The organism is Aeromicrobium sp. (genome assembly GCF_025965075.1).
GTDB lineage: Bacteria > Actinomycetota > Actinomycetes > Propionibacteriales > Nocardioidaceae > Aeromicrobium.
The window spans coordinates 1-23,894 of record NZ_JAOPXQ010000192.1; the positions used below are offsets into that span (position 1 = coordinate 1).

Annotated in this window: 22 protein-coding genes and 1 pseudogene; 13 read left to right on the forward strand and 10 right to left on the reverse strand. The window is 69.7% G+C overall.

What is annotated here, in order from left to right:
- Nucleotides 1-203, forward strand: a pseudogene (locus JWQ91_RS11610) (HNH endonuclease); the annotation flags it as partial.
- Nucleotides 204-291: 88 nt separating this feature from the next.
- On the opposite strand, the gene JWQ91_RS11615 reads toward JWQ91_RS11610, so the two are convergent.
- The 6 genes from JWQ91_RS11615 to JWQ91_RS11640 form a co-directional block, all read right to left on the reverse strand.
- Nucleotides 292-729: an SRPBCC family protein gene (locus JWQ91_RS11615; RefSeq protein WP_297784008.1), complete on the reverse strand. Its 438-nt coding sequence runs from the start codon at nt 727-729 to the stop codon at nt 292-294.
- Complete coding sequence (locus JWQ91_RS11620; RefSeq protein WP_297784012.1) at nt 689-1,987, reverse strand: MFS transporter; 1,299 nt, start codon at nt 1,985-1,987, stop codon at nt 689-691. The genes JWQ91_RS11615 and JWQ91_RS11620 overlap by 41 nt, the downstream gene beginning before the upstream one ends.
- Nucleotides 1,984-2,394 (reverse strand): MarR family transcriptional regulator, encoded by a 411-nt coding sequence (locus JWQ91_RS11625; RefSeq protein ID WP_297784015.1) that lies wholly within the window; start codon nt 2,392-2,394, stop codon nt 1,984-1,986. The genes JWQ91_RS11620 and JWQ91_RS11625 overlap by 4 nt, the downstream gene beginning before the upstream one ends.
- Nucleotides 2,395-2,498: 104 nt before the next feature.
- On the reverse strand, nt 2,499-3,245 hold the full coding sequence (locus JWQ91_RS11630; protein ID WP_297784018.1) for a succinate dehydrogenase/fumarate reductase iron-sulfur subunit: 747 nt from the start codon (nt 3,243-3,245) through the stop codon (nt 2,499-2,501).
- Nucleotides 3,242-5,200: a fumarate reductase/succinate dehydrogenase flavoprotein subunit gene (locus JWQ91_RS11635; RefSeq protein ID WP_297784021.1), complete on the reverse strand. Its 1,959-nt coding sequence runs from the start codon at nt 5,198-5,200 to the stop codon at nt 3,242-3,244. The genes JWQ91_RS11630 and JWQ91_RS11635 overlap by 4 nt, the downstream gene beginning before the upstream one ends.
- Nucleotide 5,201: 1 nt before the next feature.
- Nucleotides 5,202-5,858, reverse strand: coding sequence for a succinate dehydrogenase cytochrome b subunit (locus tag JWQ91_RS11640; protein WP_297784024.1), 657 nt, complete (start codon nt 5,856-5,858; stop codon nt 5,202-5,204).
- Between the two features lie 152 nt (nt 5,859-6,010).
- Here JWQ91_RS11640 and JWQ91_RS11645 point away from each other — a divergent pair, with 152 nt between their 5' ends.
- Nucleotides 6,011-6,916 (forward strand): LysR substrate-binding domain-containing protein, encoded by a 906-nt coding sequence (locus tag JWQ91_RS11645; protein ID WP_297784027.1) that lies wholly within the window; start codon nt 6,011-6,013, stop codon nt 6,914-6,916.
- A gap of 21 nt (nt 6,917-6,937) precedes the next feature.
- On the opposite strand, the gene JWQ91_RS11650 is transcribed toward JWQ91_RS11645, so the two are convergent.
- The gene (locus tag JWQ91_RS11650) at nt 6,938-7,453 is read right to left on the reverse strand and encodes a 2'-5' RNA ligase family protein (RefSeq protein ID WP_297784030.1); all 516 of its coding nucleotides are present in this window, start codon (nt 7,451-7,453) and stop codon (nt 6,938-6,940) included.
- A 3-nt stretch (nt 7,454-7,456) separates the two neighbouring features.
- A complete protein-coding gene (gene trpS / locus JWQ91_RS11655; protein WP_297784033.1) occupies nt 7,457-8,470 on the reverse strand; it encodes a tryptophan--tRNA ligase in 1,014 nt (337 codons plus the stop codon).
- 73 nt (nt 8,471-8,543) lie between these two features.
- On the opposite strand from trpS, the gene galK reads away from it, so the two are divergent.
- The 10 genes from galK to JWQ91_RS11705 all read left to right on the forward strand — a co-directional run bounded on the left by galK (nt 8,544) and on the right by JWQ91_RS11705 (nt 18,830).
- On the forward strand, nt 8,544-9,638 hold the full coding sequence (gene galK / locus JWQ91_RS11660) for a galactokinase (protein ID WP_297784036.1): 1,095 nt from the start codon (nt 8,544-8,546) through the stop codon (nt 9,636-9,638).
- Between the two features lie 273 nt (nt 9,639-9,911).
- Nucleotides 9,912-10,757, forward strand: a complete 846-nt coding sequence (locus JWQ91_RS11665; protein WP_297784039.1) for a prephenate dehydratase — start codon at nt 9,912-9,914, stop codon at nt 10,755-10,757.
- A 13-nt stretch (nt 10,758-10,770) separates the two neighbouring features.
- Nucleotides 10,771-11,880, forward strand: a complete 1,110-nt coding sequence (locus tag JWQ91_RS11670; protein WP_297784042.1) for a GNAT family N-acetyltransferase — start codon at nt 10,771-10,773, stop codon at nt 11,878-11,880.
- A 102-nt stretch (nt 11,881-11,982) separates the two neighbouring features.
- Complete coding sequence (locus JWQ91_RS11675; protein WP_297784045.1) at nt 11,983-12,549, forward strand: PadR family transcriptional regulator; 567 nt, start codon at nt 11,983-11,985, stop codon at nt 12,547-12,549.
- A complete protein-coding gene (locus JWQ91_RS11680) occupies nt 12,528-14,054 on the forward strand; it encodes a DHA2 family efflux MFS transporter permease subunit (RefSeq protein ID WP_297784048.1) in 1,527 nt (508 codons plus the stop codon). The genes JWQ91_RS11675 and JWQ91_RS11680 overlap by 22 nt, the downstream gene beginning before the upstream one ends.
- Before the next feature lie 48 nt (nt 14,055-14,102).
- On the forward strand, nt 14,103-14,948 hold the full coding sequence (gene purU, locus JWQ91_RS11685) for a formyltetrahydrofolate deformylase (RefSeq protein WP_297784051.1): 846 nt from the start codon (nt 14,103-14,105) through the stop codon (nt 14,946-14,948).
- A gap of 146 nt (nt 14,949-15,094) precedes the next feature.
- Nucleotides 15,095-16,126 carry a sulfate ABC transporter substrate-binding protein gene (locus tag JWQ91_RS11690; protein WP_297784054.1) on the forward strand — a complete coding sequence of 344 codons (1,032 nt, stop codon included), beginning with the start codon at nt 15,095-15,097 and terminating at the stop codon, nt 16,124-16,126.
- Nucleotides 16,123-16,968 (forward strand): sulfate ABC transporter permease subunit CysT, encoded by an 846-nt coding sequence (gene cysT, locus JWQ91_RS11695; protein ID WP_297784057.1) that lies wholly within the window; start codon nt 16,123-16,125, stop codon nt 16,966-16,968. The genes JWQ91_RS11690 and cysT overlap by 4 nt, the downstream gene beginning before the upstream one ends.
- On the forward strand, nt 16,961-17,872 hold the full coding sequence (locus JWQ91_RS11700) for a sulfate ABC transporter permease subunit (protein ID WP_366521379.1): 912 nt from the start codon (nt 16,961-16,963) through the stop codon (nt 17,870-17,872). The genes cysT and JWQ91_RS11700 overlap by 8 nt, the downstream gene beginning before the upstream one ends.
- Nucleotides 17,862-18,830: a sulfate ABC transporter ATP-binding protein gene (locus tag JWQ91_RS11705; RefSeq protein WP_297784061.1), complete on the forward strand. Its 969-nt coding sequence runs from the start codon at nt 17,862-17,864 to the stop codon at nt 18,828-18,830. Before JWQ91_RS11700 ends, JWQ91_RS11705 begins: the two co-directional genes overlap by 11 nt.
- Nucleotides 18,831-18,895: 65 nt before the next feature.
- Here JWQ91_RS11705 and JWQ91_RS11710 read toward each other — a convergent pair whose 3' ends face one another.
- Both JWQ91_RS11710 and JWQ91_RS11715 read right to left on the reverse strand, forming a co-directional pair.
- On the reverse strand, nt 18,896-20,131 hold the full coding sequence (locus JWQ91_RS11710) for an MFS transporter (protein ID WP_297784063.1): 1,236 nt from the start codon (nt 20,129-20,131) through the stop codon (nt 18,896-18,898).
- A gap of 474 nt (nt 20,132-20,605) precedes the next feature.
- Complete coding sequence (locus JWQ91_RS11715; protein WP_297784066.1) at nt 20,606-22,831, reverse strand: NADP-dependent isocitrate dehydrogenase; 2,226 nt, start codon at nt 22,829-22,831, stop codon at nt 20,606-20,608.
- A 144-nt stretch (nt 22,832-22,975) separates the two neighbouring features.
- Between JWQ91_RS11715 and aqpZ the strand changes: the two genes are divergently transcribed.
- Nucleotides 22,976-23,668, forward strand: a complete 693-nt coding sequence (gene aqpZ / locus JWQ91_RS11720; RefSeq protein WP_297784069.1) for an aquaporin Z — start codon at nt 22,976-22,978, stop codon at nt 23,666-23,668.
- Nucleotides 23,669-23,894: the final 226 nt, after the last annotated feature.

Here is a 23,894-nt window from a genome sequence, read left to right on the forward strand (position 1 = left end):
ACTTCCAGCTCGGTGGCCCCACCACCGCCGACAACGGCCAAGGACTGTGCAAACGGTCCCACTCCATCAAGCACCAACCCGACTGGCAGGTCACCAGCTCCGGCAAGGCCACCATCTGGCGCACCCCGACCGGCCACGAGTACCGCTCCGACCCACCACCAGTCCTGCCCCGCGACAACAACCCCGGCCACCTGCGCCAATAGCCGCCGCCCGCCCGGGCCGGTGCGCTGGCGGCCACATCGATCCACCCCTTGAACGCTGGCGCACCGCTCACCGGTCGGGCGCGAGCTGTCAGGCGGCGGGGGACTCCAGCGTGGTCCGGATCTGCTCCACCGTCTCGTCGGCGAGGGCGTCCAGCTTGGGCTTGACCACGAGCGGCGCGACGTAGCGGACGATGCCGTGGAACGCGAAGTCGGCACGGTAGTGGACCTGGGTGCGGTCGCCGTCACGGGTGAACGTCAGGGAGTCCGTCGCGGTGGCGGTCTTGTTGTGGCCGCGGGCCGAGAAGAACGTCGGCCGGTCGAAGCCGATCGTCTCGTAGGTCAGCTGCGTCTCGCGGCCCATGAACTCGGACGTGTTGTCGTACGTCGTGCCGAGTCCCCCGTCCCCACCGGTGCGGGTCGTACGCACCGTGCCGGGATCCCACTGGTTGGTGTTCTCGAAGTCGCTGAGGAAGTCGAAGACGTCCTCAATGGGCCTCGACACCGTGAACGTTCGCTCGACGTGCATTCCTCCACCGTAGGTCGCGCAAGGCGGCCCGCAAGTCCTGCAGCTCCTCGTCCTGGTGGCAGAGGTACCACGCCGTCGCCGACCCGATGCCGAGCAGCGTGAGCGCGCCGCCGCCGATCATCATCCACCGCGCGCCGAAGGTCTCGCCGACCCAGCCGACCAGCGGAGCGCCGAACGGGGTGCCGCCCATGAAGACCATCAGGTAGAGCGCCGCGACGCGGCCCCGCATCATGGGGCTGGACGTGAGCTGGATCGTCGCGTTGGCCGACGTGATCATCGTGAGGGCGCACAGCCCCAGGATCGGCAGGACCGCGGCGAACGCGACATAGCTCGGCATCAGGCCGGCGATGATCTCGACGACCGCGAACGCAGCACCGGCCAGCACGACGAACCGCAGCCGCGGCCGGGAGCGGCGAGCCGCCAGCAGGGCGCCGGCCAGGGACCCGATCGCCATGATCGAGGCCAGCAGGCCGTACTCCCCCGCCCCCTTGCCGAACACCTCGGTCGCCATCAGGGCGCTGGTCATCTGGAAGTTCATCCCGAACGTGCCGACGAAGAAGACGCTGGTCAGGATCAGCACCAGGTCGGGGCGCGACCGTACGTATGCGACGCCGTCCCGGACCGCACGCTTGCGGGTCCCGGTCACCTCCGAGGGCGTCAGCCGGCTCGCGTCGAGCAACGTCAAGGACGTGTAGACCGCGAGATAGCTCGCCGCGTTGACCAGGATGACCCAGCCCGCCGCGCCGACGCCGGACCCGAGCGCCGCGATGAGCAGGCCCGCGACGGCCGGACCGATCATGCGGGCCAGGTTGAACGAGGCGGAGTTGAGGCCCACCGCGTTGGCCAGGTCGTCCCGGCCGACGATCTCGACGACGAACGACTGGCGGGCCGGCGCGTCGAACGCCGTGCCGACGCCGAACACGAAGGCCAGCGCGAAGACGTGCCACGTCTGGACCACCCCGGTGACCGCGAGGACACCGAGGAGCGCCGCCGGCACCGCCATCGCGACCTGCGTGATCCGCAGGATCGTCCGCTTGGGGACCCGGTCGGCCACGACGCCGGCGATGGGTGAGAACAGCAGCGCGGGCAGCAGCTGCAGGCCCGTCGTGATGCCGAGGGCCGTGCCGCTGCCGGTCAGCTGCAGGACCAGCCAGTCCTGCGCGATGCGCTGCATCCACGTGCCGGTGTTGGAGACGATCGATCCGAGGATGTAGATGCGGTAGTTGCGACTCGCCAGCGCTCGGAACGTGGGGCTCAACCGTCGGCCAACCGCTCCAGGAGGGCTGTCGCCTCCCTCAGGGTCTTGCGCTCGGGGGTCGTCAGCGCGGCGAGGCGGTGCGCGAGCCACTGGTCGCGGCGGTCGCGCTCCTCGGCGAGGACGGCCTCGCCCTTGTCGGAGACGCTGATCAGGACCTGGCGGCCGTCGTCGGGGTGCGGCTCGCGCAGCGCGAGGCCCTCGTCGACGAGGCAGGTGAGCGTACGGGTGATGGACGGCGGCTGGACTCGTTCGTGCTGGGCGATCGCACCGGGCGTCGCGGAGCCGAGCTGGCGGATCGAGCCGAGCACCGACAGCTGGGTCGGGGTCAGGTCGGTCTGGCGCTCCTGGCGCAGACGCCGGTTGAGTCGGGCCACCGCACGAGCGAGCTGGTGTGAGTCGGTGGGCATATCGTTAGCATAGCAAATTACCTATGCTAACCAAAACCGATGCCCGCCCACGACAGAGACACCGCGGCCCGAGGGCCACGGTGTCTCTGGATTTTCGCGCTACGTCAGGCGTTGCCCTTGGCGAGCGCTCCGAGGAGGTCGCGGTTGAGCCGGCTGATGGTGTCCAGCGGGATGCCCTTGGGGCATGCCGCGGTGCACTCACCGATGTTGGTGCAGCCACCGAAGCCCTCGTGGTCGTGCTGCTCGACCATGCCGATGACGCGGGAGTCGCGCTCCGGCTGGCCCTGCGGCAGCAGTCCCAGGTGGGTGATCTTGGCGGCGGTGAACAGCATGCCCGAGCCGTTGGGGCACGCCGCGACGCACGCGCCGCAGCCGATGCACGCGGCCGACTCGAACGCGTGGTCGGCGTCCTTCTTCGGCACGGGGAGGTTGTTGGCCTCCGGCGCCGAGCCCGTCGGCGCGGAGATGAAGCCGCCGGCCTGGATGATCCGGTCGAACGCGCCACGGTCGACGACCAGGTCCTTGATGACCGGGAACGCGCCCGCTCGCCACGGCTCGATGTCGATGACGGCGCCGTCCTCGAAGCTGCGCATGTGCAGCTGGCAGGTCGTGGTGACCTGCGGGCCGTGGGCCTCGCCGTTGATGACGACGCCGCACGCGCCACAGATGCCCTCGCGGCAGTCGTGGTCGAATGCGATCGGGTCGTCACCGGACAGCGTCAGCTGCTCGTTGAGGACGTCCAGCATCTCGAGGAACGACATGTGCTCACTGACGTCCTCGACGCCGTACGTGACCATCTTGCCCTTGTCCGCGGCGTTCTTCTGACGCCACACCCGCACGGTGATGTTCACTTGTAGCTCCTGGCCTTCATCTCGACGTACTCGTATTCCAACGGTTCCTTGTGCAGGACCGGGGTGTCGCCCCCGAACTCCCACGCGGCGACATAGGCGAACTCCTCGTCGTGACGCAACGCCTCGCCGTCCTCGGTCTGGCTCTCGGCGCGGAAGTGACCACCGCAGGACTCGCGACGGTGCAGCGCATCGATGCACATGAGCTCGCCGAGCTCGAAGAAGTCGGCGACGCGGCCGGCCTTCTCGAGCGTCTGGTTGAGCTCCTCGTTGACACCGGAGACCTTGACGTTCTGGTAGAAGTCGGCCTTGAGCTCACGGATCATGCCGATCGCCTTGGTCAGACCAGCCTCGGTCCGCTCCATGCCGCAGTACTCCCACATGATGTGGCCGAGCTCCTTGTGGAACGAGTCCACGGTGCGGTTGCCATCGATCGAGAGCAGCAGGTTGATGCGGTCGGTGACGGCCTGCTTGGCCGCGACCACCTCGGGGTGGTCGTCCGAGATCTTCTCGAACGGTCCGTCGGCCAGGTAGTTGGCGATCGTGGTCGGCAGCACGAAGTAGCCGTCGGCCAGACCCTGCATCAGCGCCGAGGCGCCCAGGCGGTTGGCGCCCTGGTCGGAGAAGTTGGCCTCACCCGTGACGAACAGTCCCTCGAGGTTGCTCTGCAGGTCGTAGTCGACCCACAGTCCACCCATCGTGTAGTGGACGGCCGGGTAGATGCGCATCGGCGTCTTGTACGGATCCTCGCCCGTGATCTGGGCGTACATGTCGAACAGGTTGCCGTACTTGGCGACCACCGAGTCGAGTCCGAGACGCTTGATCGCGTCCGCGAAGTCCAGGTAGACACCCAGGCCGCCGGGACCGACGCCCTTGCCGGCGTCGCACTGGTACTTGGCAGCGCGCGAGGCGATGTCACGCGGCACCAGGTTGCCGAACGCCGGGTAGATGCGCTCGAGGTAGTAGTCGCGCTCGTCCTCGGGGATCTGGTCGGCGGGACGCTCGTCGCCGGCCTTCTTGGGCACCCAGATCCGGCCGTCGTTGCGCAGCGACTCCGACATCAGGGTCAGCTTGCCCTGGTAGTCGCCGGAGACGGGGATGCACGTCGGGTGGATCTGCGTGTAGCAGGGGTTGCCGAAGTAGGCGCCCTTGCGGTGCGCACGCCACGTCGCCGTGGTGTTGCAGCCCATCGCGTTGGTCGACAGGAAGTAGACGTTGCCGTAGCCGCCGGTCGCGAGCACCACGACGTCTGCGGTGTGCGACTCGATCTCGCCGGTGACCATGTCACGGGCGACGATGCCGCGGGCCCTGCCGTCGATCATGATCAGCTCGAGCATCTCGTGCCGCGTGTTGACCTCGACCGTGCCGGCCGCGACCTGACGCTCCAGCGCCTGGTAGGCGCCGATCAGCAGCTGCTGACCGGTCTGGCCGCGGGCGTAGAACGTACGGGAGACCTGCACGCCGCCGAACGAGCGGTTGTCGAGCAGCCCGCCGTACTCACGCGCGAACGGGACACCCTGCGCGACACACTGGTCGATGATGTTGACCGACACCTGCGCCAGCCGGTACGCGTTGGACTCGCGCGAGCGGAAGTCGCCGCCCTTGACCGTGTCGTAGAACAGCCGGTAGACGCTGTCGCCGTCGTTCCGGTAGTTCTTGGCGGCGTTGATGCCACCCTGCGCAGCGATCGAGTGGGCGCGGCGGGGGCTGTCCTGGTAACAGAAGCTCTTGACCTGGTAGCCGGCCTCGCCGAGCGTCGCCGCGGCGGCTCCGCCGGCCAGGCCGGTGCCGACAATGATGACGCTGATCTTGCGGCGGTTGGCCGGGTTGACGAGCTTGGCCTCGAACTGGCGCTGGTCCCAGCGCTTCTCGATCGGGCCCGACGGGGCCTTGGTGTCGGCGATGTCGGCGCCGACGACGTGGAACTGCCCGGAGGCGGTGGTTTCGGTGACGGTCATGTCAGCCTCCCAGACCGAAGAAGTAGATGCCGATCGGCGGCGCGAGGAAGCCGATCGTGATGAGCGCGGCGATGCCGACGGCCGCGGAGTTCCAGACGGACGCGCGACGCGTCGAGCTGTGGTTCTGACCGAGCGTCGTGAACGCGCTCCAGAAGCCGTGCCACAGGTGGAAGCCGACCGCGAGCATCGCGACGACGTACGCCAGCAGGACCCAGAAGTGCTCGAAGCTGTTGTGCAGCTTGCCGTAGGGGGTCTCGGCGGCACCGCCCGGGTGGATGTCGTTGGTCGTCAGGTTGAGGATGTGGAAGACGATGAACAGCGCGATCGTCACTCCACCCCACCGCATCGTGAACGACGCGTAGCTGCGCTGGATGCCGGTGCGGTTCTGCTTGGTCTGGTAGCGCTTGCCACCGACATAGCCCGCCGACTTCTTGTTGCGCCGCCACAGCGTGATCGCGGCGTACGCGTGCAGGAGCACGGCCACCAGGAGCACGACTCGCACGATCCACAGCAGTCCCTCGTGCGGAAGGATCGGCTCGCCGATCGTCCGGAGGTGGTGCGCGTACTCGTTGAACGAGTCAGGACCCGCGAAGGCCTTGAGGTTGCCGTACATGTGCAGCACCAGGTAGCCCACCATGATGAGCCCCGACACCGCCATTGCATATTTCAGGGCAACGGTCGACGTACGCGCCGACGGTCGCTTCGTAGTTTGGGTAGTCGCCACCTGCACACAGTAGGACTCCGCGGCGATTCGCGCTAAGTCATGCTGAGGGGAACCTTCATAGCCATCGGCTATGCAAGACTGGTGTCGTGCAGTTTCAACAGCTCTCCTACTTCGTCGCCGTCGCCCGGACCAGGCACTTCACCCGGGCCGCCGAGCTGACCGGTGTCTCCCAGCCCAGCCTGTCCAAGCAGATCCGGGTCCTCGAGAACTCGCTCGGCACCCCCCTGTTCGTCCGCAACCGGGGCGGCATCGAGCTGACGAGCGCCGGCGAGGCGCTCCTCCCCCACGCGCAGCGCATCCTGATCGACGTCGAGAGCGCGGAGCGGACGGTGCACGAGGTCGCGACGCTGCGCCGGGGGCGCGTACGCATGGGGGCGACCCCGTCGCTGTGCGAGGGCCTGCTGCCCGACGCGCTGACCCGGTTCCACGGGTCGTACCCCGACATCGACCTCGAGGTGCAGGAGGCCGGCTCCCGGGTCCTGACCGCCGAGCTCTCGCAGGGCCGGCTCGACGTCGCGCTGCTGATCATCCCGCTGCACACGACCGACCCCGACATCGAGACGACGCCGGTGCTGCGCGAGAGGCTGGTGCTCGCTAGCCCCGTCGGGTCGGACCTGCCCGACGAGATGGGCGTCGAGGCCCTCAGGGACCTGCCGCTCGTGATGTTCCGGGAGGGCTACGACCTGCGGGACGTGACCCTGCGCGCCTGCGCCGCGGCGGGGTTCGAGCCGCGGCTCGCGGTGGAGGGCGGCGAGATGAGCGCCGTGCTGCGGTTCGTCGAGGCGGGCCTGGGCTACGCCGTGGTCCCCAGCATGGTCCTCGCTACGCGCCAGCACCTGCGGGCGACCCAGCTCGTCGACCCGCCGCTGGACCGGGTCATCGCGATGGCCCACCGCAGCTCCGAGGCGCTGCCGCTCGCGGCGCGCGCGTTCAAGGCCGAGCTGCTCGAGCACCTCACGACGTTCGGGACCGCCGACCTCCAGGTCGTCTGACCCCCGCCAGGCTCCGGGGGTCTATTCGGGGCCGAGGCGGAAGGCGCGCTGCGGGACCCAGCCGGCATCGCCCTCGTGGCGGTAGAGCGCGAACTCGCTGACCAGGAACTCGCACTCGAAGTCGGCCAGCTCGTCGTACGCCCGATCGAGGGCCGGGTCGTCCAGGTTGTGCGCGACCGTGACGTGCGGGTGGAACGGGAACTTCAGGTCGGGGCAGTCCAACGCGTTGCGCACGCACTTGGACAGCATCTCGGTGTAGGAGATGCCCTGGCTGACCGCGACGAAGACGACCGGCGAGACGGGACGGAACGTGCCGGTCCCCCGCAGCCGCATCGGGAACGGCGGCAATGTCGCGGACGCCCGCTCGAGCGCCGCGCACACCGCCTCGAGCTCGTCGTCCTCGACCTCGGTCGGCGGGATCAGGGTCACGTGGCTCGGCACGGTCTCGGCCATCGGGTCGCCGAACTCGCCGCGCTTGTCCCGCAGCAGCTCCCCGTAGGGCTCCGGGATGGGGATCGAGACGCCGATCGTGGGCATGGCCTAGATCCGCCGCACGAAGCCGGAACGGTCGTAGACCAGGTCGAGCGTCGCGCTCGCGACCTCACGGGCCTGGTCCGCGCCCTGCGCCAGGATGCGGTCGAGCTCCCCCCGGTCGGCCAGCAGCTCGCGGGTGCGGTCGCCGAAGGACCCGACGAAGTCGGCCAGCAGGTCCCCGAGGGCGACCTTGAGGTGGCCGTACTGGCGGCCCTCGAACTCCTTGACGACCCGCTCGACCGGCTCGTCGGTCAGCGCCGAGTAGATCGACAGGAGGTTGGAGATGCCGGGCTTCTCGACCGGGTCGAACGCGATCTCGCTGCCCGAGTCGGTGACGGCGGAGCGGAGCTTCTTGGCGACCTGCTTGGGGGTGTCGGTCAGGTCGACGACGCCGGCGTGCGACTGGTTGGAGCCGCTCATCTTGGACGTCGGGTCCTGCAGGTCGTAGATCTTGGCCGTCGCCTTGACGATGTGCGCCTCGGGCACCGTGAAGGTCTGGCCGAACCGGTGGTTGAACCGCTGCGCGAGGTTGCGGGTCAGCTCGACGTGCTGGCGCTGGTCCTCGCCCACCGGGACCCGGTCGGCCTGGTAGACCAGGATGTCGGCGGCCATGAGGATCGGGTAGGTGAACAGGCCGACGCTCGAGGAGTCCTGGCCGCCCTTGGCGGACTTGTCCTTGAACTGCGTCATCCGGCTGGCCTCGCCGAATCCGGTGATCCCGCCGAGGACCCACGCGAGCTGCGCGTGCTCGGGCACGTGGCTCTGGACGAACAGCGCGCTGCGCTCGGGGTCGACGCCCGCGGCCAGCAGCTGGGCGGCCGCGATGTACGTCCGCTCGCGCAGCAGCGCGGGGTCGTACTCGACCGTGATCGCGTGCAGGTCGGGCACGAAGTAAAACGCCTCGAACTCGTCCTGGAGGGCGACCCACTGCTTGAAGGCACCGAAGTAGTTGCCCAGGTGGTAGGAGTCAGCCGTGGGCTGTGCTCCGGAGAGGACCCGGGGTCGGCGGTCGGCAGGCATGGGTTCGATTCTGCCAGTCGCGCCCATCACGCCGAACGGCAGCCGGATCGTGGTCGGCGGCTACGCTCCTCGAGTGACTGACGTGCACCAGTGGGACGTGCCAGGGCGGGTCAACCTGATCGGGGAGCACCTCGACTACAACGGCGGGCCGGTCCTGCCGCTGGCGATCGACCGCTCGCTGACGCTCAAGGCGCGCTCCCGCGAGGACGGGATCGTCAACGTCTGGAGTGACGCGCCGGGCACCGGGAAGGCGTCGTTCGCGACGTCCGTGCGGCCCGGCGAGGTCGAGGGCTGGGCGGCGTACGCCGCGGGGACGATCTGGGCGCTGGCCGAGGCCGGGCACCCCGTCCCAGGAGCCGATCTCGTGATCGAGTCGCGGCTGCCGTCCGGCGCGGGGCTGTCCTCCTCGGCGGCCCTGACGTGCGGCATCGCGGCGGCACTGGACCGGATCCAGGGCCTCGGCCTGGACCGCACGGAGCTCGCGCTGATCGGGCAGCGGGCCGAGTCCGGCTTCGTCGGCGCCCCCGTGGGGCTGATGGACCAGCTCGCGGTGCTCGAGGGCCGGGCCGGTCATGCGGTCCTGATCGACACCGCCGCGACGCCCCCGACGACGCAGCTCGTGCCCGTGACGTGGGAGGAGGACGGCCTCGTCCTGGCCGTCATCGCGACCGGCGCCCACCACGCGCTGGCCGACGGCGAGTACGCCGCGCGGCGCGAGGAGTGCGAGCGGGCGGCCGCCGAGCTGGGCCTCGACCACCTCGCCCGGGCCGGTCTCGACGCGACGGTGCTGCTCACGGACGAGACGCTCAAGGCCCGCACCCGACACGTGCTGACCGAGACCGCCCGGGTCAAGGCCGCGATCAGCGCGATCAGCCGCCGCGCCTGGCCGCAGCTCGGCACGATCCTGACCGCGTCGCACGCCTCGTTGCGCGACGACTTCCAGGTGAGCTGCCCCGAGCTCGACGTGGCCGTGGAGGCCGCCCTCGAGGCCGGCGCCCTCGGGGCGCGGATGACCGGCGGCGGCTTCGGTGGCAGCGCGATCGCCCTGGTGGCACCCCATCAGGTGCAGGCCGTCCGCGAACGGGTCGAGGCCCGCTACGCCGCCCAGGACTGGGCCCGGCCGGAGACGTTCGTGGTGCACGCGGCCGACGGCGCCCACCCGGTCTGAGCCGGGCCGTCCCGCCAATCGGACCTGCGCTACCTCGCGCACGTCGCCCGCACCGCCGAGGACCTGGGCTTCGACGCCGTCCTGACCCCGACCGGCACCCCGTGCGAGGACGCGTGGCAGGTCGCCGACCGGATGCTCGCCGAGCTCGACCCGGCGGACGTCGCCAAGGCACAGACCCGCACGTCGAGGAGGCGTACTGGTTCGCCGAGGGCGTCCTGCCGATCCTGCGGCGGCGCGGCCTCCTGGCCTGACCCGGGGTGCCAGACTGGGGCCGTGACCTCACGACGAATCGCCTACCAGGGTGAGCCCGGCGCCAACTCTCACATCGTGGCCAAGCAGCACTACCCCGACTGGGAGTCCGTGCCGTGCGCGTCGTTCGAGGACGTCTTCGCGGCGGTCACCGGCGGGGACGCCGAGCTCGCGATGATCCCGATCGACAACTCGATCGCGGGCCGCGTCGCCGACATCCACCACTTCCTGCCGACCTCGGGCCTGCACATCATCGCGGAGCACTTCCTGCGCATCCAGTTCAGCCTGCTGGGTGTCCGCGGGGCCACGCTCGAGACGATCCGGACGGTGCACAGCCACGTCCACGCCCTGGGGCAGTGCCGCAAGATCATCAAGCAGCACGGGCTCACGACGGTCATCTCCGGCGACACCGCCGGGGCCGCCCGCGAGATCGCGGACGCCGGCGACCCGTCGCAGGCCGCGATCTCGCCACCGCTGGCCGCCGAGATCTACGGGCTCGACGTCCTGGCGACCGACATCGAGGACGAGGAGCACAACACGACCCGCTTCGTGGTGCTGTCCCGCGAGCCGTTGCAGGCGGCCGCCGGCAACGGACCGACCGTCACGAGCTTCGTCTTCAACGTCCGCAACCTGCCGGCCGCGCTCTACAAGGCCCTCGGCGGGTTCGCGACCAACGGCGTCAACATGACGAAGCTCGAGAGCTACATGGTCGGCGGCGAGTTCGCCGCGACCCAGTTCCTCGCCGAGGTCGACGGCCACCCCCACGACGCGCCGCTGGCCCGGGCGCTCGAGGAGCTGGCCTTCTTCACGACCGACGTCACGATCCTCGGCGTCTATCCGGCGGACCCCTTCCGGTCCCGCACGCACTGATGCGGCGTCCGTCGTGAGGTGGCCGCTCAACGTCCCCGTCCTGAGCGACGGGGTCGTGACGATCCGGGCGCACGTGCCCACCGACATCGACGCGATGCTCGAGATGGCCGTCGACCCCGACATGGTCCGGTGGACCGGGATCCCGACGCCGCAGACCCGCGCCATGAGCGAGCAGTTCGCGTTCACGGTCCTGCCCCGCGGCTGGGAGGACGGCTCGCACCGCGGCTGGGCGATCGAGGCCGTCGACGACGACGGCCGGTCCCGGTTCGCCGGCAACGTCGACATCCGGCAGCGGCCGATCGCCGACATCGGCTTCGCGCTGCACCCGTGGGCGCGGGGCCGTGGCGTCATGGCCCGCGCCGTACGCCTCGCGGTCGACTGGGCCCTGATCGAGGGCGGTGTCGAGATCGTCCACTGGCGCTCCCACGTCGGCAACGAGGCCTCGCTCCGCGTCGCCTACGCGACCGGGTTCTCGCTGCACGGGCTGACGCCGGGCATCCTGCACGAGCGCGGCCAGGTCCTCGACGCGTGGACCGGCTCGTTCCGGTTTGGCGACGCCCCCGTCCCACGCACCCGGTGGGCCGAGGCGACGGTGCTGGAGTCCGACCGGCTGAGACTGCGGCCCTTCCGCGACACCGACATCCCGCGGATCGTCGAGGCCTGCTCCGACCCGGTGTCGCAGCGCTTCCTCGCCGGGCTCCCCCAGCCGTACACGCCGGCCGTCGCCCGCACCTACGTGCACGACTGCATCTGGCAGGCCGCGATCGGTGCCAAGGCGACGTGGGCCGTCGCGGACCGCGACTCCGACGAGCTGCTGGGCAACATCGCGGTCATGGACATGCTGGGCATCAACCCCGACTCCGGCGAGATCGGCTACTGGACCCACCCGGACGCCCGCGGGCGCGGCGTCATGACCGAGGCGACCCGCCTGGTCGTGCGGCACGCGCTGGACGCCGACGGGCTGGACCGGCGGCGGCTCGTGCTCTACGCCGCGACGGACAATCCGGCCAGCAACGCCGTCGCGGTCGCCGCGGGCTACTCCTACTACGGCACGCAGCGGGCCGCCGAGCGCCTCGGCGACGGCTCCTACGACGACCTGCGCGGCTACGAGCTCCTGCGCTGACCCGATCTGTCGGCCCCCACCGGCAGGCTTGGCGACATGTCACCCACGCATTTATATTCCACGTGGAATAATCGGTGCGGAGTGATTGGGAAGGGAGCGACCATGGCACTGACACCCTTGGCCCTCTCGGCCCTGACACTGCTCGCCGAACGCCCGATGCACCCCTACGAGATGTACCAGCTGCTGCTGGAGCGTCGGGAGGACCGTTTCGTCAAGGTCCGGCCGGGCTCGCTCTACCATTCCGTCGAGCGCCTCCACACCGACCAGCTCGTCGAGGCGATCGGCACGGACCGCGACGGCAACCGGCCGGAGCGCACGACGTACGCCATCACGGCCGCCGGCCGGTCGGCCGTGATGAGGCGGGTGCGCGAGCTGCTGCAGCAGCCCGTGCGCGAATATCCCCAGTTCGCGCTCGCCCTCAGCGAGGCGCACAACATCCCGGCCGACCAGGCCGTCGCCGACCTGGGTCAGTACGTCGCCGCCCTCGACGACGACGTCGCGCAGATCGACACCGCCCTGCAGGCCGCTCGCCGGTCCGGCAAGGAGGAGACCTACCTCGTCGGCGCCGACTACCTGCTCGCCATGACCATCGCCCAGCGTGACTGGCTCACGAACCTCATCACCCGCATCCAGAACAAGGACTTCGCATGGCAACCACACGCTCAGTGAGCACCGACCTCCCACCCGACTACAACCCCTGGCCGGCCCTCTGGGCCATGGTCATCGGCTTCTTCATGATCCTCGTCGACAACACGATCGTCTCGGTCGCGACGCCGGCCATCATGGAGGACCTGCGGACCGACTACAACACCGTCATCTGGGTCACCAGCGCCTACCTGCTGGCCTACGCCGTGCCGCTGCTCGTGACGGGCCGTCTGGGCGACCGCTACGGCACCAAGAACATGTACCTCGTCGGCCTGACGATCTTCACCCTCGCCTCGCTGTGGTGCGGTCTCACCGACTCGATCGAGATGCTGATCGTCGCGCGGGTCGTGCAAGGGCTCGGCGCCGCACTCATCACGCCGCAGACCATGGCGGTCATCACCCGCACGTTCGCGCCCAACAAGCGCGGCAGCGCCATGGCACTGTGGGGAGCCACCGCCGGCGTCGCGACGCTGGTCGGCCCGATCCTCGGCGGTGTGCTCGTCGACTCGTTCGGCTGGGAGTGGATCTTCATCGTCAACGTCCCGGTCGGCGTCATCGGCTTCGTCCTGGCGTGGCGCCTCGTGCCGACCCTGCCGACGCACACCCACTCGTTCGACTGGCTCGGCGTCGTCCTCAGCGGTGTCGGCGTGTTCCTCGTCGTGTTCGGCATCCAGGAGGGCGAGAAGTACGACTGGGGCCAGATCTCCGGCATCATCAGCGTCCCGCTCCTGATCGCGCTCGGGCTCGTCGTGTTCGCCCTCTTCATGTTCTGGCAGAGCCGCATCAAGAACGAGCCACTCGTCCCGCTGGGCCTGTTCCGCGACCGCAACTTCTCGCTGGGCAACGGCGGCATCGCCCTCGTGTCGCTCGCGATCACGTCGATGTCGCTGCCGTTCTTCTTCTACGCCCAGGGTGTCCGCGGCTGGAGCCCGACGGGCTCTGCGCTGCTGATGGCCCCGATGGCGATCGTGCTGATGATCCTGTCGCCCTTCGTCGGCAAGCTCGTCGACAGGGTGCACCCACGCAGCATCACGACGGTCGGCTTCGGCACCGCGGCGGTCGCGATGTTCTGGCTGTCGCAGCTCATCACCCCGACGACGCCGGTGTGGCAGCTGTGCCTGCCGATGGCACTGTTCGGCGTCTCCAACGCATGCCTGTGGGCGCCGCTGAGCGCCACCGCGACGCGCAACCTGCCGATGGCCTCGGCCGGGTCGGGCGCCGGCATCTACAACACGACCCGCCAGATCGGCGCCGTCCTCGGCAGCGCCGCGATCGCGGCGCTGATCCAGGCGCGGCTGACCGCCAACGGCATCGAGGGGTCGTCGCAGGACCTGCAGGCCGCCGGGCAGAAGATGCCCGACGTCATCCAGGGACCGTTCTCCGACGCGATGGGACAGACGCTCTACATGCCCGTCGCGGCGTTCCTCATCGGTCTGGTCCTCGTGCTGTTCCTGGCCCGGCCGACGCACGCCGGGCACGGCGGCAAGCCGGTCGAGTCGGAGGCTGCCGACCCGGTCGTCACCCCGTAACGCCGTAGCACCGGCCGAAGGCACCCGCCCCTCTCCTAGAGTGGGCGGGTGCCTTCGTCCTTCGTGCTGACCCTGTCGTGCCCCGATCGCCCCGGACTGGTGTTCGCCGTGACGCGCTGGATCGCCGAGGCGGGCGGCAACATCCTCGACAGCCAGCAGTTCACGGACACGACCGACGGCCAGTTCTTCCTGCGCGTGCACTTCGCCCTCGCCGAGTCCCGCGAGCTCGCCTCGGTGTCGGCGGGCTTCGACGCCGTCGCGGCGGAGCACGCGATGACGTACCGGCTCGTGCTGGCCGAGCAGCCCCTGCGCACGCTGGTGCTCGTCTCGCGGGAGGGTCACTGCCTCAACGACCTGCTCTACCGGCAGAGCGCCGGCGCGCTGCACGTCGAGATCCCGGCGATCGTGTCGAACCATCCCGACCTCGGACGGCTCGCCGCGGCGTACGACGTGCCGTTCCACCACGTGCCCGCTGGCGACAAGCCCGCCGCCGAGGCCCGGCTGCTCGAGCTCGTCGACGAGCTCGACATCGAGCTGGTCGTGCTGGCCCGCTACATGCAGATCCTGTCCGACGACCTGTGTCGCGCGCTCGAGGGCCGGGCGATCAACATCCACCACAGCTTCCTGCCGAGCTTCAAGGGCGCCCGGCCCTATCAGCAGGCCCACGACCGCGGCGTCAAGCTCATCGGCGCGACCGCGCACTACGTGACGGCCGAGCTCGACGAGGGCCCGATCATCGACCAGGGCGTCCTGCGGGTCGACCACCGGATGACCCCCGCCGACCTGGCGCGCGTCGGCCGCGACGTCGAGGCCCAGACCCTGTCCCGCGCCGTCCAGCTCCACGCCGAGTCGAGGGTCCTGATGAACGGCCCGAGGACGATCGTCTTCGACTGAGGCGGCTTGAGGCGGAGCTCACCCGGTCTCACCATCCGGCGTCACGTCTCGCATCCTGAGATCTGGTCGAGAGGCTTCGGAATCCGCCTAGTTTGAACGTCGGAGCGCGCACGGTGGCGTGCCCTGACCCCTTCTGAGGCCGAAACATGAAGATCTTCTCCCGCCAGGGCGTGGCAGCGGCCATCGCCGTCGCCACGGGCGCTGCCCTGCTGTCCGCGTGTGGCGGCGGCAGCAACGCCAGCGGCGGCGCGCAGCTCTCGCTCGTCGCCTACTCCGTCCCCAAGGCCGCCGACGGGGCCGTCGAGAAGGCCTTCCAGACGACGGCCGACGGCAAGGGAGTGACGTTCACGGAGTCCTACGGACCGTCCGGCGACCAGAGCCGTGCCGTCGTCGGTGGGCTCAAGGCCGACCTCACGCACTTCTCGCTGACCCCCGACACGACTCGCCTGGTCGACGAGGGCCTCGTCGCCAAGGACTGGGACCAGAACGACCACCAGGGCATCCTGTCGACGTCCGTCGTGTCGATCATCGTCCGCAAGGGCAACCCCAAGAACATCGAGTCGTTCGCCGACCTCGCCAAGCCGGGCATCGGCATCGTGACCCCCAACCCGGGCTCCTCGGGCTCGGCACGCTGGAACATCCTGGCCGCGTACCAGGAGCAGATCGCCAACGGCGCCAGCGAGGCCGAGGGCGCGGCGTACCTCGAGAAGGTCTTCGCCAACGTCAAGGCGCTCCCGGGCTCGGGCCGCGACGCCACGACCGCCTTCCAGGGCGGCACCGGCGACGTGCTCCTGTCGTACGAGAACGAGGCGATCTTCGCCCGGCAGAGCGGCGAGGACGTCGACTACGTCGTCCCGACGCACAACCTGTTGATCGAGAACCCGGGCGCGGTCACCACGAAGGCCGCTCCCGCCGCCAAGAAGTTCCTCGACTTCGCGAGCAGCGCCAAGGGCCAGGGCATCTACGCCCAGTACGGCTTCCGGCCCGTCGCGTCGGTCCAGGGCGTCGAGGTCGGCGAGGTCAAGGGCGCCAACGACCCGGCCAACCCGTTCCCCAAGATCGACGACCTCTTCACGATCGACAAGACGTTCGGCGGCTGGGAAGCGGTCAACAAGAAGTTCTTCGACGAGAAGGACGGCCTGATCACGAAGATCATCGCGGAGTCCGGCAAGTCGTGACCATCGAAGCCCCGCTCGCTCCGGGGGCCGCGCGCAGACGTCGCCTCCGGAGCAGCACCTCGCTGACGCGGTCCTCAGCCCTCGGGCTGGGGGTCGCCTTGACCTGGTTCAGCATCCTCGTGCTGATCCCGCTCGCGCTGGTCGTCATCCAGTCGACCGAGGGCGGCTGGTCGACGTTCCGCGACACGCTGACCAGCCCCCAGACCGCCTCGGCCCTGCGTCTCACCGTCACGCAGGCCCTGTACGTGACGGTCCTCAACGTCGTGATGGGCACCCTGATCGCGTGGGTGCTCGTGCGGGACAGCTTCCCCGGCAAGCGCCTGCTCGAGGTCGTGATCGACATCCCCTTCGCGCTGCCCACGATCGTCGCCGGCCTGGTGCTGCTGAGCCTCTACGGCCCGCAGGGTCCCCTCGGCATCAACGTCGCCAACACCGGGCGCTCGGTCTTCCTGGCCCTGCTGTTCGTGACGCTCCCGTTCGTCGTCCGCACGGTCCAGCCGGTCCTGATGGAGCTCGACCGCGACGTCGAGGAGGCCGCGGCCTCCCTGGGCGCGAGCCGGTTCACGACCCTGCGGCGCATCATCCTGCCCGCGCTCGCCCCCGCCATCACGGCCGGAGCGGCCCTGTCGTTCGCCCGCGGGATCAGCGAGTACGGCTCGCTGGTCCTGCTGTCGGGCAACCTGCCCAACAAGACGGAGGTCGCCTCGGTGCGGATCCTGACGTACATCGAGAACGGCAACGAGGCCGCCGCGGCCTCGGTCGCCGTGATCCTGCTGGTCGTCGCGCTGCTCGCGATCACCCTGCTGCAGGTCCTGTCGTCGGTGGTGGCCCGCCGTGGGTAGCCTCACCGCCGCTCCGGTGTCCGGCGATCCGTCGCCGTCCGACGCCAACGCCGCCACGACGCCGGCACCTCGCCGGTCGCGGCGCCGGCGGCCCCGGCCGACCCCCGGGACGTACCTCCGCCGGCTCATCGTGATCGGCTATCTGTTCCTGCTCGTGATCTGGCCGGTCGCGCTGGTCGTCCAGAAGACGTTCGACGGCGGGCTCGACAACCTGCAGACCGCGCTCCAGGACGCCGTCGTGACCGACGCCCTGCAGCTGACCGTGATCGTGGCGCTGTGGGCCGTCGCGATCAACACCGTGTTCGGCGTGGGCATCTCGCTGCTGCTGGTCCGCTACGAGTTCTGGGGCCGCAACGTCCTGTCCGCGCTGATCGACCTGCCCCTGTCGGTCTCCCCCATCGTCGTGGGCCTCTCGCTCCTGCTCGCCTACGGCGGGACCAACGGAACGTTCGGTCCCGCCCTCGAGAGCGCGGGGCTGCAGATCGCGTTCGCGACCCCCGGCATCGTCCTGGCGACCGCATTCGTCAGCCTGCCGCTCGTGATCCGCGAGATCGTGCCGGTGCTGCACGAGATCGGCACCGAGCAGGAGCAGGCCGCCACGAGCCTCGGCGCGGGGCCCCTGCAGACCTTCCGCCGCATCACCCTCCCGTCCATCAAGTGGGCGCTGGTCTACGGCGTCGTGCTGAGCCTGGCTCGCGCGCTCGGCGAGTTCGGCGCCGTCAAGGTCGTGTCGGGCAACATCGCCCAGCAGACCCAGACCGCGACGCTCGTCGTGGAGGAGAAGTACCAGGACTTCGAGCAGGGCTCGGCGTACGCCACCTCGTTCCTGCTCGCACTGATCGCGGTCGCGGCGCTCGTCGTCGTGACCATTCTTCGACCCAAGGACGACACTGATGGGGATTGAGATCCGCGGGATCAACAAGAACTTCGGCGACTTCGTCGCGCTGCAGGACATCGACCTGAGCATCCCCAGCGGGCAGCTCACGGCGCTGCTGGGCCCCAGTGGCGGCGGCAAGTCGACGCTGCTGCGCATCGTCGCGGGCCTCGAGACGGCTGACAGCGGCTCGGTCGAGATCGAGGGCGAGGACAAGACCCACCTACCGGCGCAGAAGCGCAACGTCGGCTTCGTGTTCCAGCACTACGCGGCCTTCAAGCACATGACGGTCGCCAAGAACATCGCCTTCGGCCTGGAGATCCGCAAGAAGCCCAAGGACGAGGTCAAGCAGCGCGTCACCGAGCTGCTCAAGCTCGTCCACCTCGAGCAGTTCTCCCACCGGCTGCCGTCGCAGCTGTCCGGCGGTCAGCGCCAGCGCATGGCCCTGGCCCGCGCGTTGGCGATCGAGCCCAGCGTGCTGCTGCTCGACGAGCCGTTCGGCGCCCTCGACGCCAAGGTCCGCAAGGAGCTGCGGGACTGGCTGCGCCGCCTCCACGACGAGGTGCACGTGACGACGGTGTTCGTGACGCACGACCAGGAGGAGGCCCTCGAGGTCGCCGACAGCCTCGTCGTGATCAACGAGGGACGCATCGAGCAGATCGGGACGCCCGACGACCTGTACGACCGGCCGGCAAGCGACTTCGTGCTGTCGTTCCTCGGCCCCGTGACGCGGCTCGGCGACCACCTGATCCGCCCGCACGACATCGACATCACCCGCTACGAGCACGCCGCGACGGCATCCGGGCCGATCACCCGGTGGACGCGTGTCGGCTTCGAGGTGCGCCTCGAGGTGACGCCGACCGACGTGCTGCACGCCGAGCCGGTGCAGGTCGTCATCACCCGGGCGGAGGCCACCGCCCTACAGCTCCACGAGGGCGACCTGGTGTGGCTCCGTCCGCGCCGCGGCGCCGAGCACGTCACCCGCTAACCCGCGAGTGGCGCACACCCACCCGCGAGTGGCGCAGAAGTGGACGACACGCCGTCCCATTTTCTTCAGACTGCGCCACTCGCGGTCTGGGTTGCGCCAGTCGCGGGGGCGGTCTGACGCGTCTGCACGATCAGGCCGATCGCGAACACCAACAGGCCGAGCGAGGCCAGCACGACCCCGACCAGGCTCGTGGCCCGGTAGCCGTAGCCGGCCTCGATGATGACCGAGCCGAAGAACGCGCCGAGGCCGTTGGCGATGTTGAGCGCCGAGTGGTTGAGCGCGGCGCCGAGCATCTGGGCGTCTCCCGCCGCGTCCATCAGGCGGATCTGCAGGTTGATCGCGACGATCGAGCCCAGCGCACCGACCGCGAAGACCAGCGCCAGCGCCGGGACGACCTGCGCCGCGACGAAGTAGAACGCGACGAGCACGACGGACGTGGCCACGAAGCCGTACAGGACCGAGCGCTCGACGTTCCAGTCCGCCAGCCGTCCCGCGGCCCACGACCCCAGGACCGAGCCCAGTCCGAACGCCAGGGTGAACACCGCGATCCACGCGCTCGAGAGGTCCGCGACCTTGGTGACGATCGGTGCGATGTAGCTGTACATCGCGAACAGGCCGCCGAAGCCGACCATGCCGGCCGAGACCGCGAACAGCACCTGCGGGCGCTTCAACGCCGACAGCTCCCCGCGCAGCGAGGCATCGGTGTTGGCCGGCGAGTGCGGGACGAACCAGAAGATCATGAATGCCGCGGCGATCGCGATGACGAGCACGGCCCAGTAGGCGCTGCGCCACCCGAGCGTCTGGCCCAGGATCGTGCTGGCCGGGACGCCGGCGACCGTCGCGACCGACAGGCCCAGCATGACCGAGCTGACCGCCCGGCCCTTGAACTCCGGACGGACCAGCGAGGCCGCCAGCAGCGAGGCGACACCGAAGTAGGCGCCGTGCGGCAGGCCCGCCACGAAGCGGGCCGCCATGACCGGCAGGTAGCCGCTGGCCACGGCCGTGATCGCGTTGCCGACGCCGAGCGCCAGGATCAGCCCGATCGCGAGCTCCTTCTTGGGCAGCCGCGCGCCCAGGGACACGATGATCGGCGCACCGACCACGACCCCGAAGGCGTACGCCGTGATGATGTGACCGGTCTGCGCGTTGGTGCGGTCGATGCCGTCGGCGATCTCCTCGAGCAGACCCATCGTCATGAACTCGGTCGTGCCGATCGCGAAACCGCCGAGCGCCAGGGCCAGCAGCGCGAGCGTCACGTGCTTGGTCCGGGTGCTGGGGGCTTGCTCGACGACGGTCACCACTGTCCCAAGTCTGCCAAGGGGTGCGCCTATTCCTCCAATCGAGGCCGCGTGCCGTGGGTCACCGAGCGGTCCACCCGCCGTCGATGACCGACGAGGTGCCGGTGATCATCGCGGCGCCGTCCGACACGGGGTTGACGCAGTTGCTCGTGACCCCGTGCGCAGCCCCCTCCAGCGCGACGACCCTGGACAGGCCTCGAGGGCGTGCTTGGCGGTGACGCAGGCCGCCTTGTGCGGCTTCATGGCGGACCGCCACGACGACCTGTGCGCCTCCTGCCCGACGCGATCGAGGTCCCGCTGGCCTACTTGGATGGTGACCCGTCCGGAGGCGTCCCGTCGTCCCGGGGTCGCAGCGGTCACGGCCGAGCTGGTGGGTGCGGCGTGCGTCATGCCGACGAGCTGCTCGGCCGCACGACATGACTCGACCCGGCGACGTGGTGTGCACCATGTCGCCGGGTCGGGGTGGTGCGGATGCCGTCAGACCAGGCGCGAGGACAGGTCCTGCAGCACGCCGGTGAACGTGCCGGACGGACGCATCACGGCGTTGACCTTGGCGCTGTCGGGGTGGAAGTAGCCACCGATGTCGGCGGGCTTGCCCTGGACCGCGAGCAGCTCGTCGACGATCTTCTGCTCGTTGGACGTCAGGTCGCCGGCGACGTCCGCGAACGCGGCCGCGAGGTCGGCGTCCTCGGTCTGCGCCGCGAGCTCCTTGGCCCAGTAGAGCGCGAGGTAGAAGTGGCTGCCCCGGTTGTCGATCGTGCCGAGCTTGCGGCCCGGCGACTTGTTCTCGTCGAGGAACGTGCCGGTCGCCCGGTCGAGCGTGTCGGCGAGGATCTGCGCCCGCGCGTTGCCGGTCGTCGTCGCCATGTGCTCGAAGCTCGACGCGAGGGCCAGGAACTCACCCAGGCTGTCCCAGCGCAGGTAGTTCTCCTTGACGAGCTGCTGCACGTGCTTGGGGGCCGAGCCGCCGGCACCGGTCTCGAACAGGCCACCACCATTGATCAGCGGGACGATCGACAGCATCTTGGCGCTGGTGCCGAGCTCGAGGATCGGGAACAGGTCGGTGTTGTAGTCGCGGAGCACGTTGCCCGTCACCGAGATCGTGTCCTCACCCTTGCGGATGCGGTCGATCGAGTACTGCGTGGCCTCGGCCGGCGACATGATCTTGATCGTCAGGCCGTCGGTGTCGTGCTCGGGCAGGTACGCGTTGACCTTCTCGATCAGGTTGGCATCGTGCGCACGGCTCGGGTCGAGCCAGAACACGGCCGGTGTCGCGGACGCGCGGGCGCGGGTCACGGCGAGCTTGACCCAGTCACGGATCGGGACGTCCTTGGTCTGGCACGCGCGCCAGACGTCGCCCGGCTCGACGGCGTGCTCGATCAGCACGGCACCGGCGGCGTCGACGACCTGGACCGTGCCGGCCGCCTCGATCTCGAACGTCTTGTCGTGGCTGCCGTACTCCTCGGCCGCCTGCGCCATGAGGCCGACGTTGGGGACCGAGCCCATCGTCGTGGGGTCGTACGCCCCGTTGACCCGGCAGTCGTCGATCACGGTCTGGTAGACGCCGGCGTACGAGCTGTCGGGGATGACCGCGAGCGTGTCGGCCTCCGCGCCGTCGGGGCCCCACATGTGGCCCGACGTGCGGATCATGGCGGGCATCGACGCGTCGACGATGACATCGCTCGGCACGTGCAGGTTGGTGATGCCCTTGTCGGAGTCGACCATCGCGAGGGCCGGGCCGTCGGCCAGGCCCTGCTCGAAGGCGGCCTTGATCTCGGCGCCGTTGTCGAGCTTGTCGAGACCCGCGAGGATGCCGCCGAGACCGTTGCTGGGGCTGAGGCCCGCGGCCGCGAGGTCGGCGCCGTACTGCTCGAACACGGCGGGGAAGAACGCCTTGACGACGTGACCGAAGATGATCGGGTCGGAGACCTTCATCATCGTCGCCTTGAGGTGCACCGAGAACAGCACGCCCTCGGCCTTGGCGCGGGCGACCTGGTCGGCCAGGAAGGCGTCCAGCGCGGCGGCGCGCATCACGGTGCCGTCGACGATCTCGCCGGCGAGGACCGCGAAGGGCTCCTTGAGCGTCGTGGTCGTGCCGGCGGCGTCGACGTGCTGGATCGCGATCGTCGTGTCGGTGTCGATCACGACGGACTTCTCGTTGGACCGGAAGTCGTCGGCGTCCATCGTGGCGACGTTGGTCTTGGAGTCACTGCTCCACGCGCCCATCGAGTGCGGGTGCTTGCGCGCGTAGCTCTTGACCGACGCGGGAGCGCGGCGGTCGGAGTTGCCCTCACGCAGGACAGGGTTGACGGCACTGCCCTTGACCTTGTCGTAGCGGCCGCGCACCTCCTTGTCCTCGTCGCTCTGCGGGTCGTCGGGATAGTCCGGCAGCGCGTAGCCCTGCGCCTGGAGCTCGGCGATCGCGGCCTTGAGCTGAGGGACCGATGCGCTGATGTTGGGGAGCTTGATGATGTTGGCCTCGGGCGTCTTCGCCAGGGCGCCGAGCTCGGCGAGCGCGTCGGGGATCTGCTGCTCGGGCGTCAGGCGGTCACCGAACAGCGCGATGATGCGGCCCGCGAGGGAGATGTCGCGGGTCTCGACCTCGACGCCGGCCGTCGAGGCATACGCCTCGATGACGGGGAGGAACGAGTAGGTCGCCAGCGCGGGCGCCTCGTCGGTGTGGGTGTAGATGATCTTGGCCATGAGTGCGGCAACTCCTACGGGTGGATGCCAGGAAAGTGGTTCGACATCAAGATATCTCACCGGGACGACAGTCCCCAGACTCCCCCGTACCGCCGTCGACCGGTCCTAGACTGTGATGCAGGTCACCAGCAGCAGGAGGCGCGCATGAACGAACCCGCGATGTCCCACCGGCTCGGCGCGGAGCTCCTCGGCACGTTCTGGCTCGTGCTCGGCGGTGTCGGCACCGCCGTCCTCGCCGCCGAGGGGGTCGGCACGCTGGGCATCTCCTTCGCGTTCGGCCTCACGGTGCTGACCGGCGCGTACGCCTTCGGCTACGTCTCCGGCGGCCACTTCAACCCTGCCGTCACGGTGGGGCTCGCGACCGCCGGGCGATTCGCGTGGGAGGACGCGCCGGGCTACATCGTCGCCCAGGTCGTCGGCGCGACCCTGGCCGGCGCCGTGATCCTCGCAATCGCGGAGGGCAACGGCGACTTCGTCAAGGGCAGCTTCGGCTCCAACGGCTACGGCGACCGGTCCCCCGGCGGCTACAGCCTCCTGGCCGTCTTCATCACCGAGATCGTGCTGACGGCGTTCTTCCTGTACGTCATCTTCGGCGCGACCGCGAAACGGGCAGCGGCGGGATTCGCGGGCCTGTCGATCGGACTCGCGCTGACCCTGATCCACCTGATCTCGATCCCCGTCGACAACACGTCGGTCAACCCGGCCCGATCGCTCGGCGTCGCGTGGTTCGCGGGCGCGGACGCGCTCCAGCAGGTATGGGTGTTCATCCTCGCCCCCGTCATCGGGGCGGCGATCGCCGGCTTCACGCACGTCCTGATCGTCGGCGAGGACACCTGACCCACCTGACCTCGTCGAGATGGACGACTTCGTTGGCCGGTTCGACGAGTGGGCCCGGACGCCACCCCGGCAGACCGGCCAAGTCCCGTGGTCGCACACGGCCGCCCCCAGCGAGTTTCCCGGCGGCGGCTGCGCTAGTTTCGGAAGGTAGACCCCCAGATCTCCGCACCCTCCAAGGAGCACCTCACGTGAGCACAACACCCGTCAAGGTCGCCGTCACCGGCGC

Coding starts and splice junctions, on each gene's coding strand:
- JWQ91_RS11640 (WP_297784024.1), bottom strand. CDS start 5,858: ATGGCGGTGTCGGGGCTCATCATGGTGGGCTACCTGGTGCTGCACATG.
- JWQ91_RS11715 (WP_297784066.1), bottom strand. CDS start 22,831: ATGGCCAAGATCATCTACACCCACACCGACGAGGCGCCCGCGCTGGCG.
- JWQ91_RS11680 (WP_297784048.1), top strand. CDS start 12,528: ATGGCAACCACACGCTCAGTGAGCACCGACCTCCCACCCGACTACAAC.
- aqpZ (WP_297784069.1), top strand. CDS start 22,976: ATGAACGAACCCGCGATGTCCCACCGGCTCGGCGCGGAGCTCCTCGGC.
- JWQ91_RS11635 (WP_297784021.1), bottom strand. CDS start 5,200: ATGACCGTCACCGAAACCACCGCCTCCGGGCAGTTCCACGTCGTCGGC.
- JWQ91_RS11625 (WP_297784015.1), bottom strand. CDS start 2,394: ATGCCCACCGACTCACACCAGCTCGCTCGTGCGGTGGCCCGACTCAAC.
- JWQ91_RS11615 (WP_297784008.1), bottom strand. CDS start 729: ATGCACGTCGAGCGAACGTTCACGGTGTCGAGGCCCATTGAGGACGTC.
- JWQ91_RS11705 (WP_297784061.1), top strand. CDS start 17,862: ATGGGGATTGAGATCCGCGGGATCAACAAGAACTTCGGCGACTTCGTC.
- trpS (WP_297784033.1), bottom strand. CDS start 8,470: ATGCCTGCCGACCGCCGACCCCGGGTCCTCTCCGGAGCACAGCCCACG.
- JWQ91_RS11650 (WP_297784030.1), bottom strand. CDS start 7,453: ATGCCCACGATCGGCGTCTCGATCCCCATCCCGGAGCCCTACGGGGAG.
- JWQ91_RS11675 (WP_297784045.1), top strand. CDS start 11,983: ATGGCACTGACACCCTTGGCCCTCTCGGCCCTGACACTGCTCGCCGAA.
- JWQ91_RS11690 (WP_297784054.1), top strand. CDS start 15,095: ATGAAGATCTTCTCCCGCCAGGGCGTGGCAGCGGCCATCGCCGTCGCC.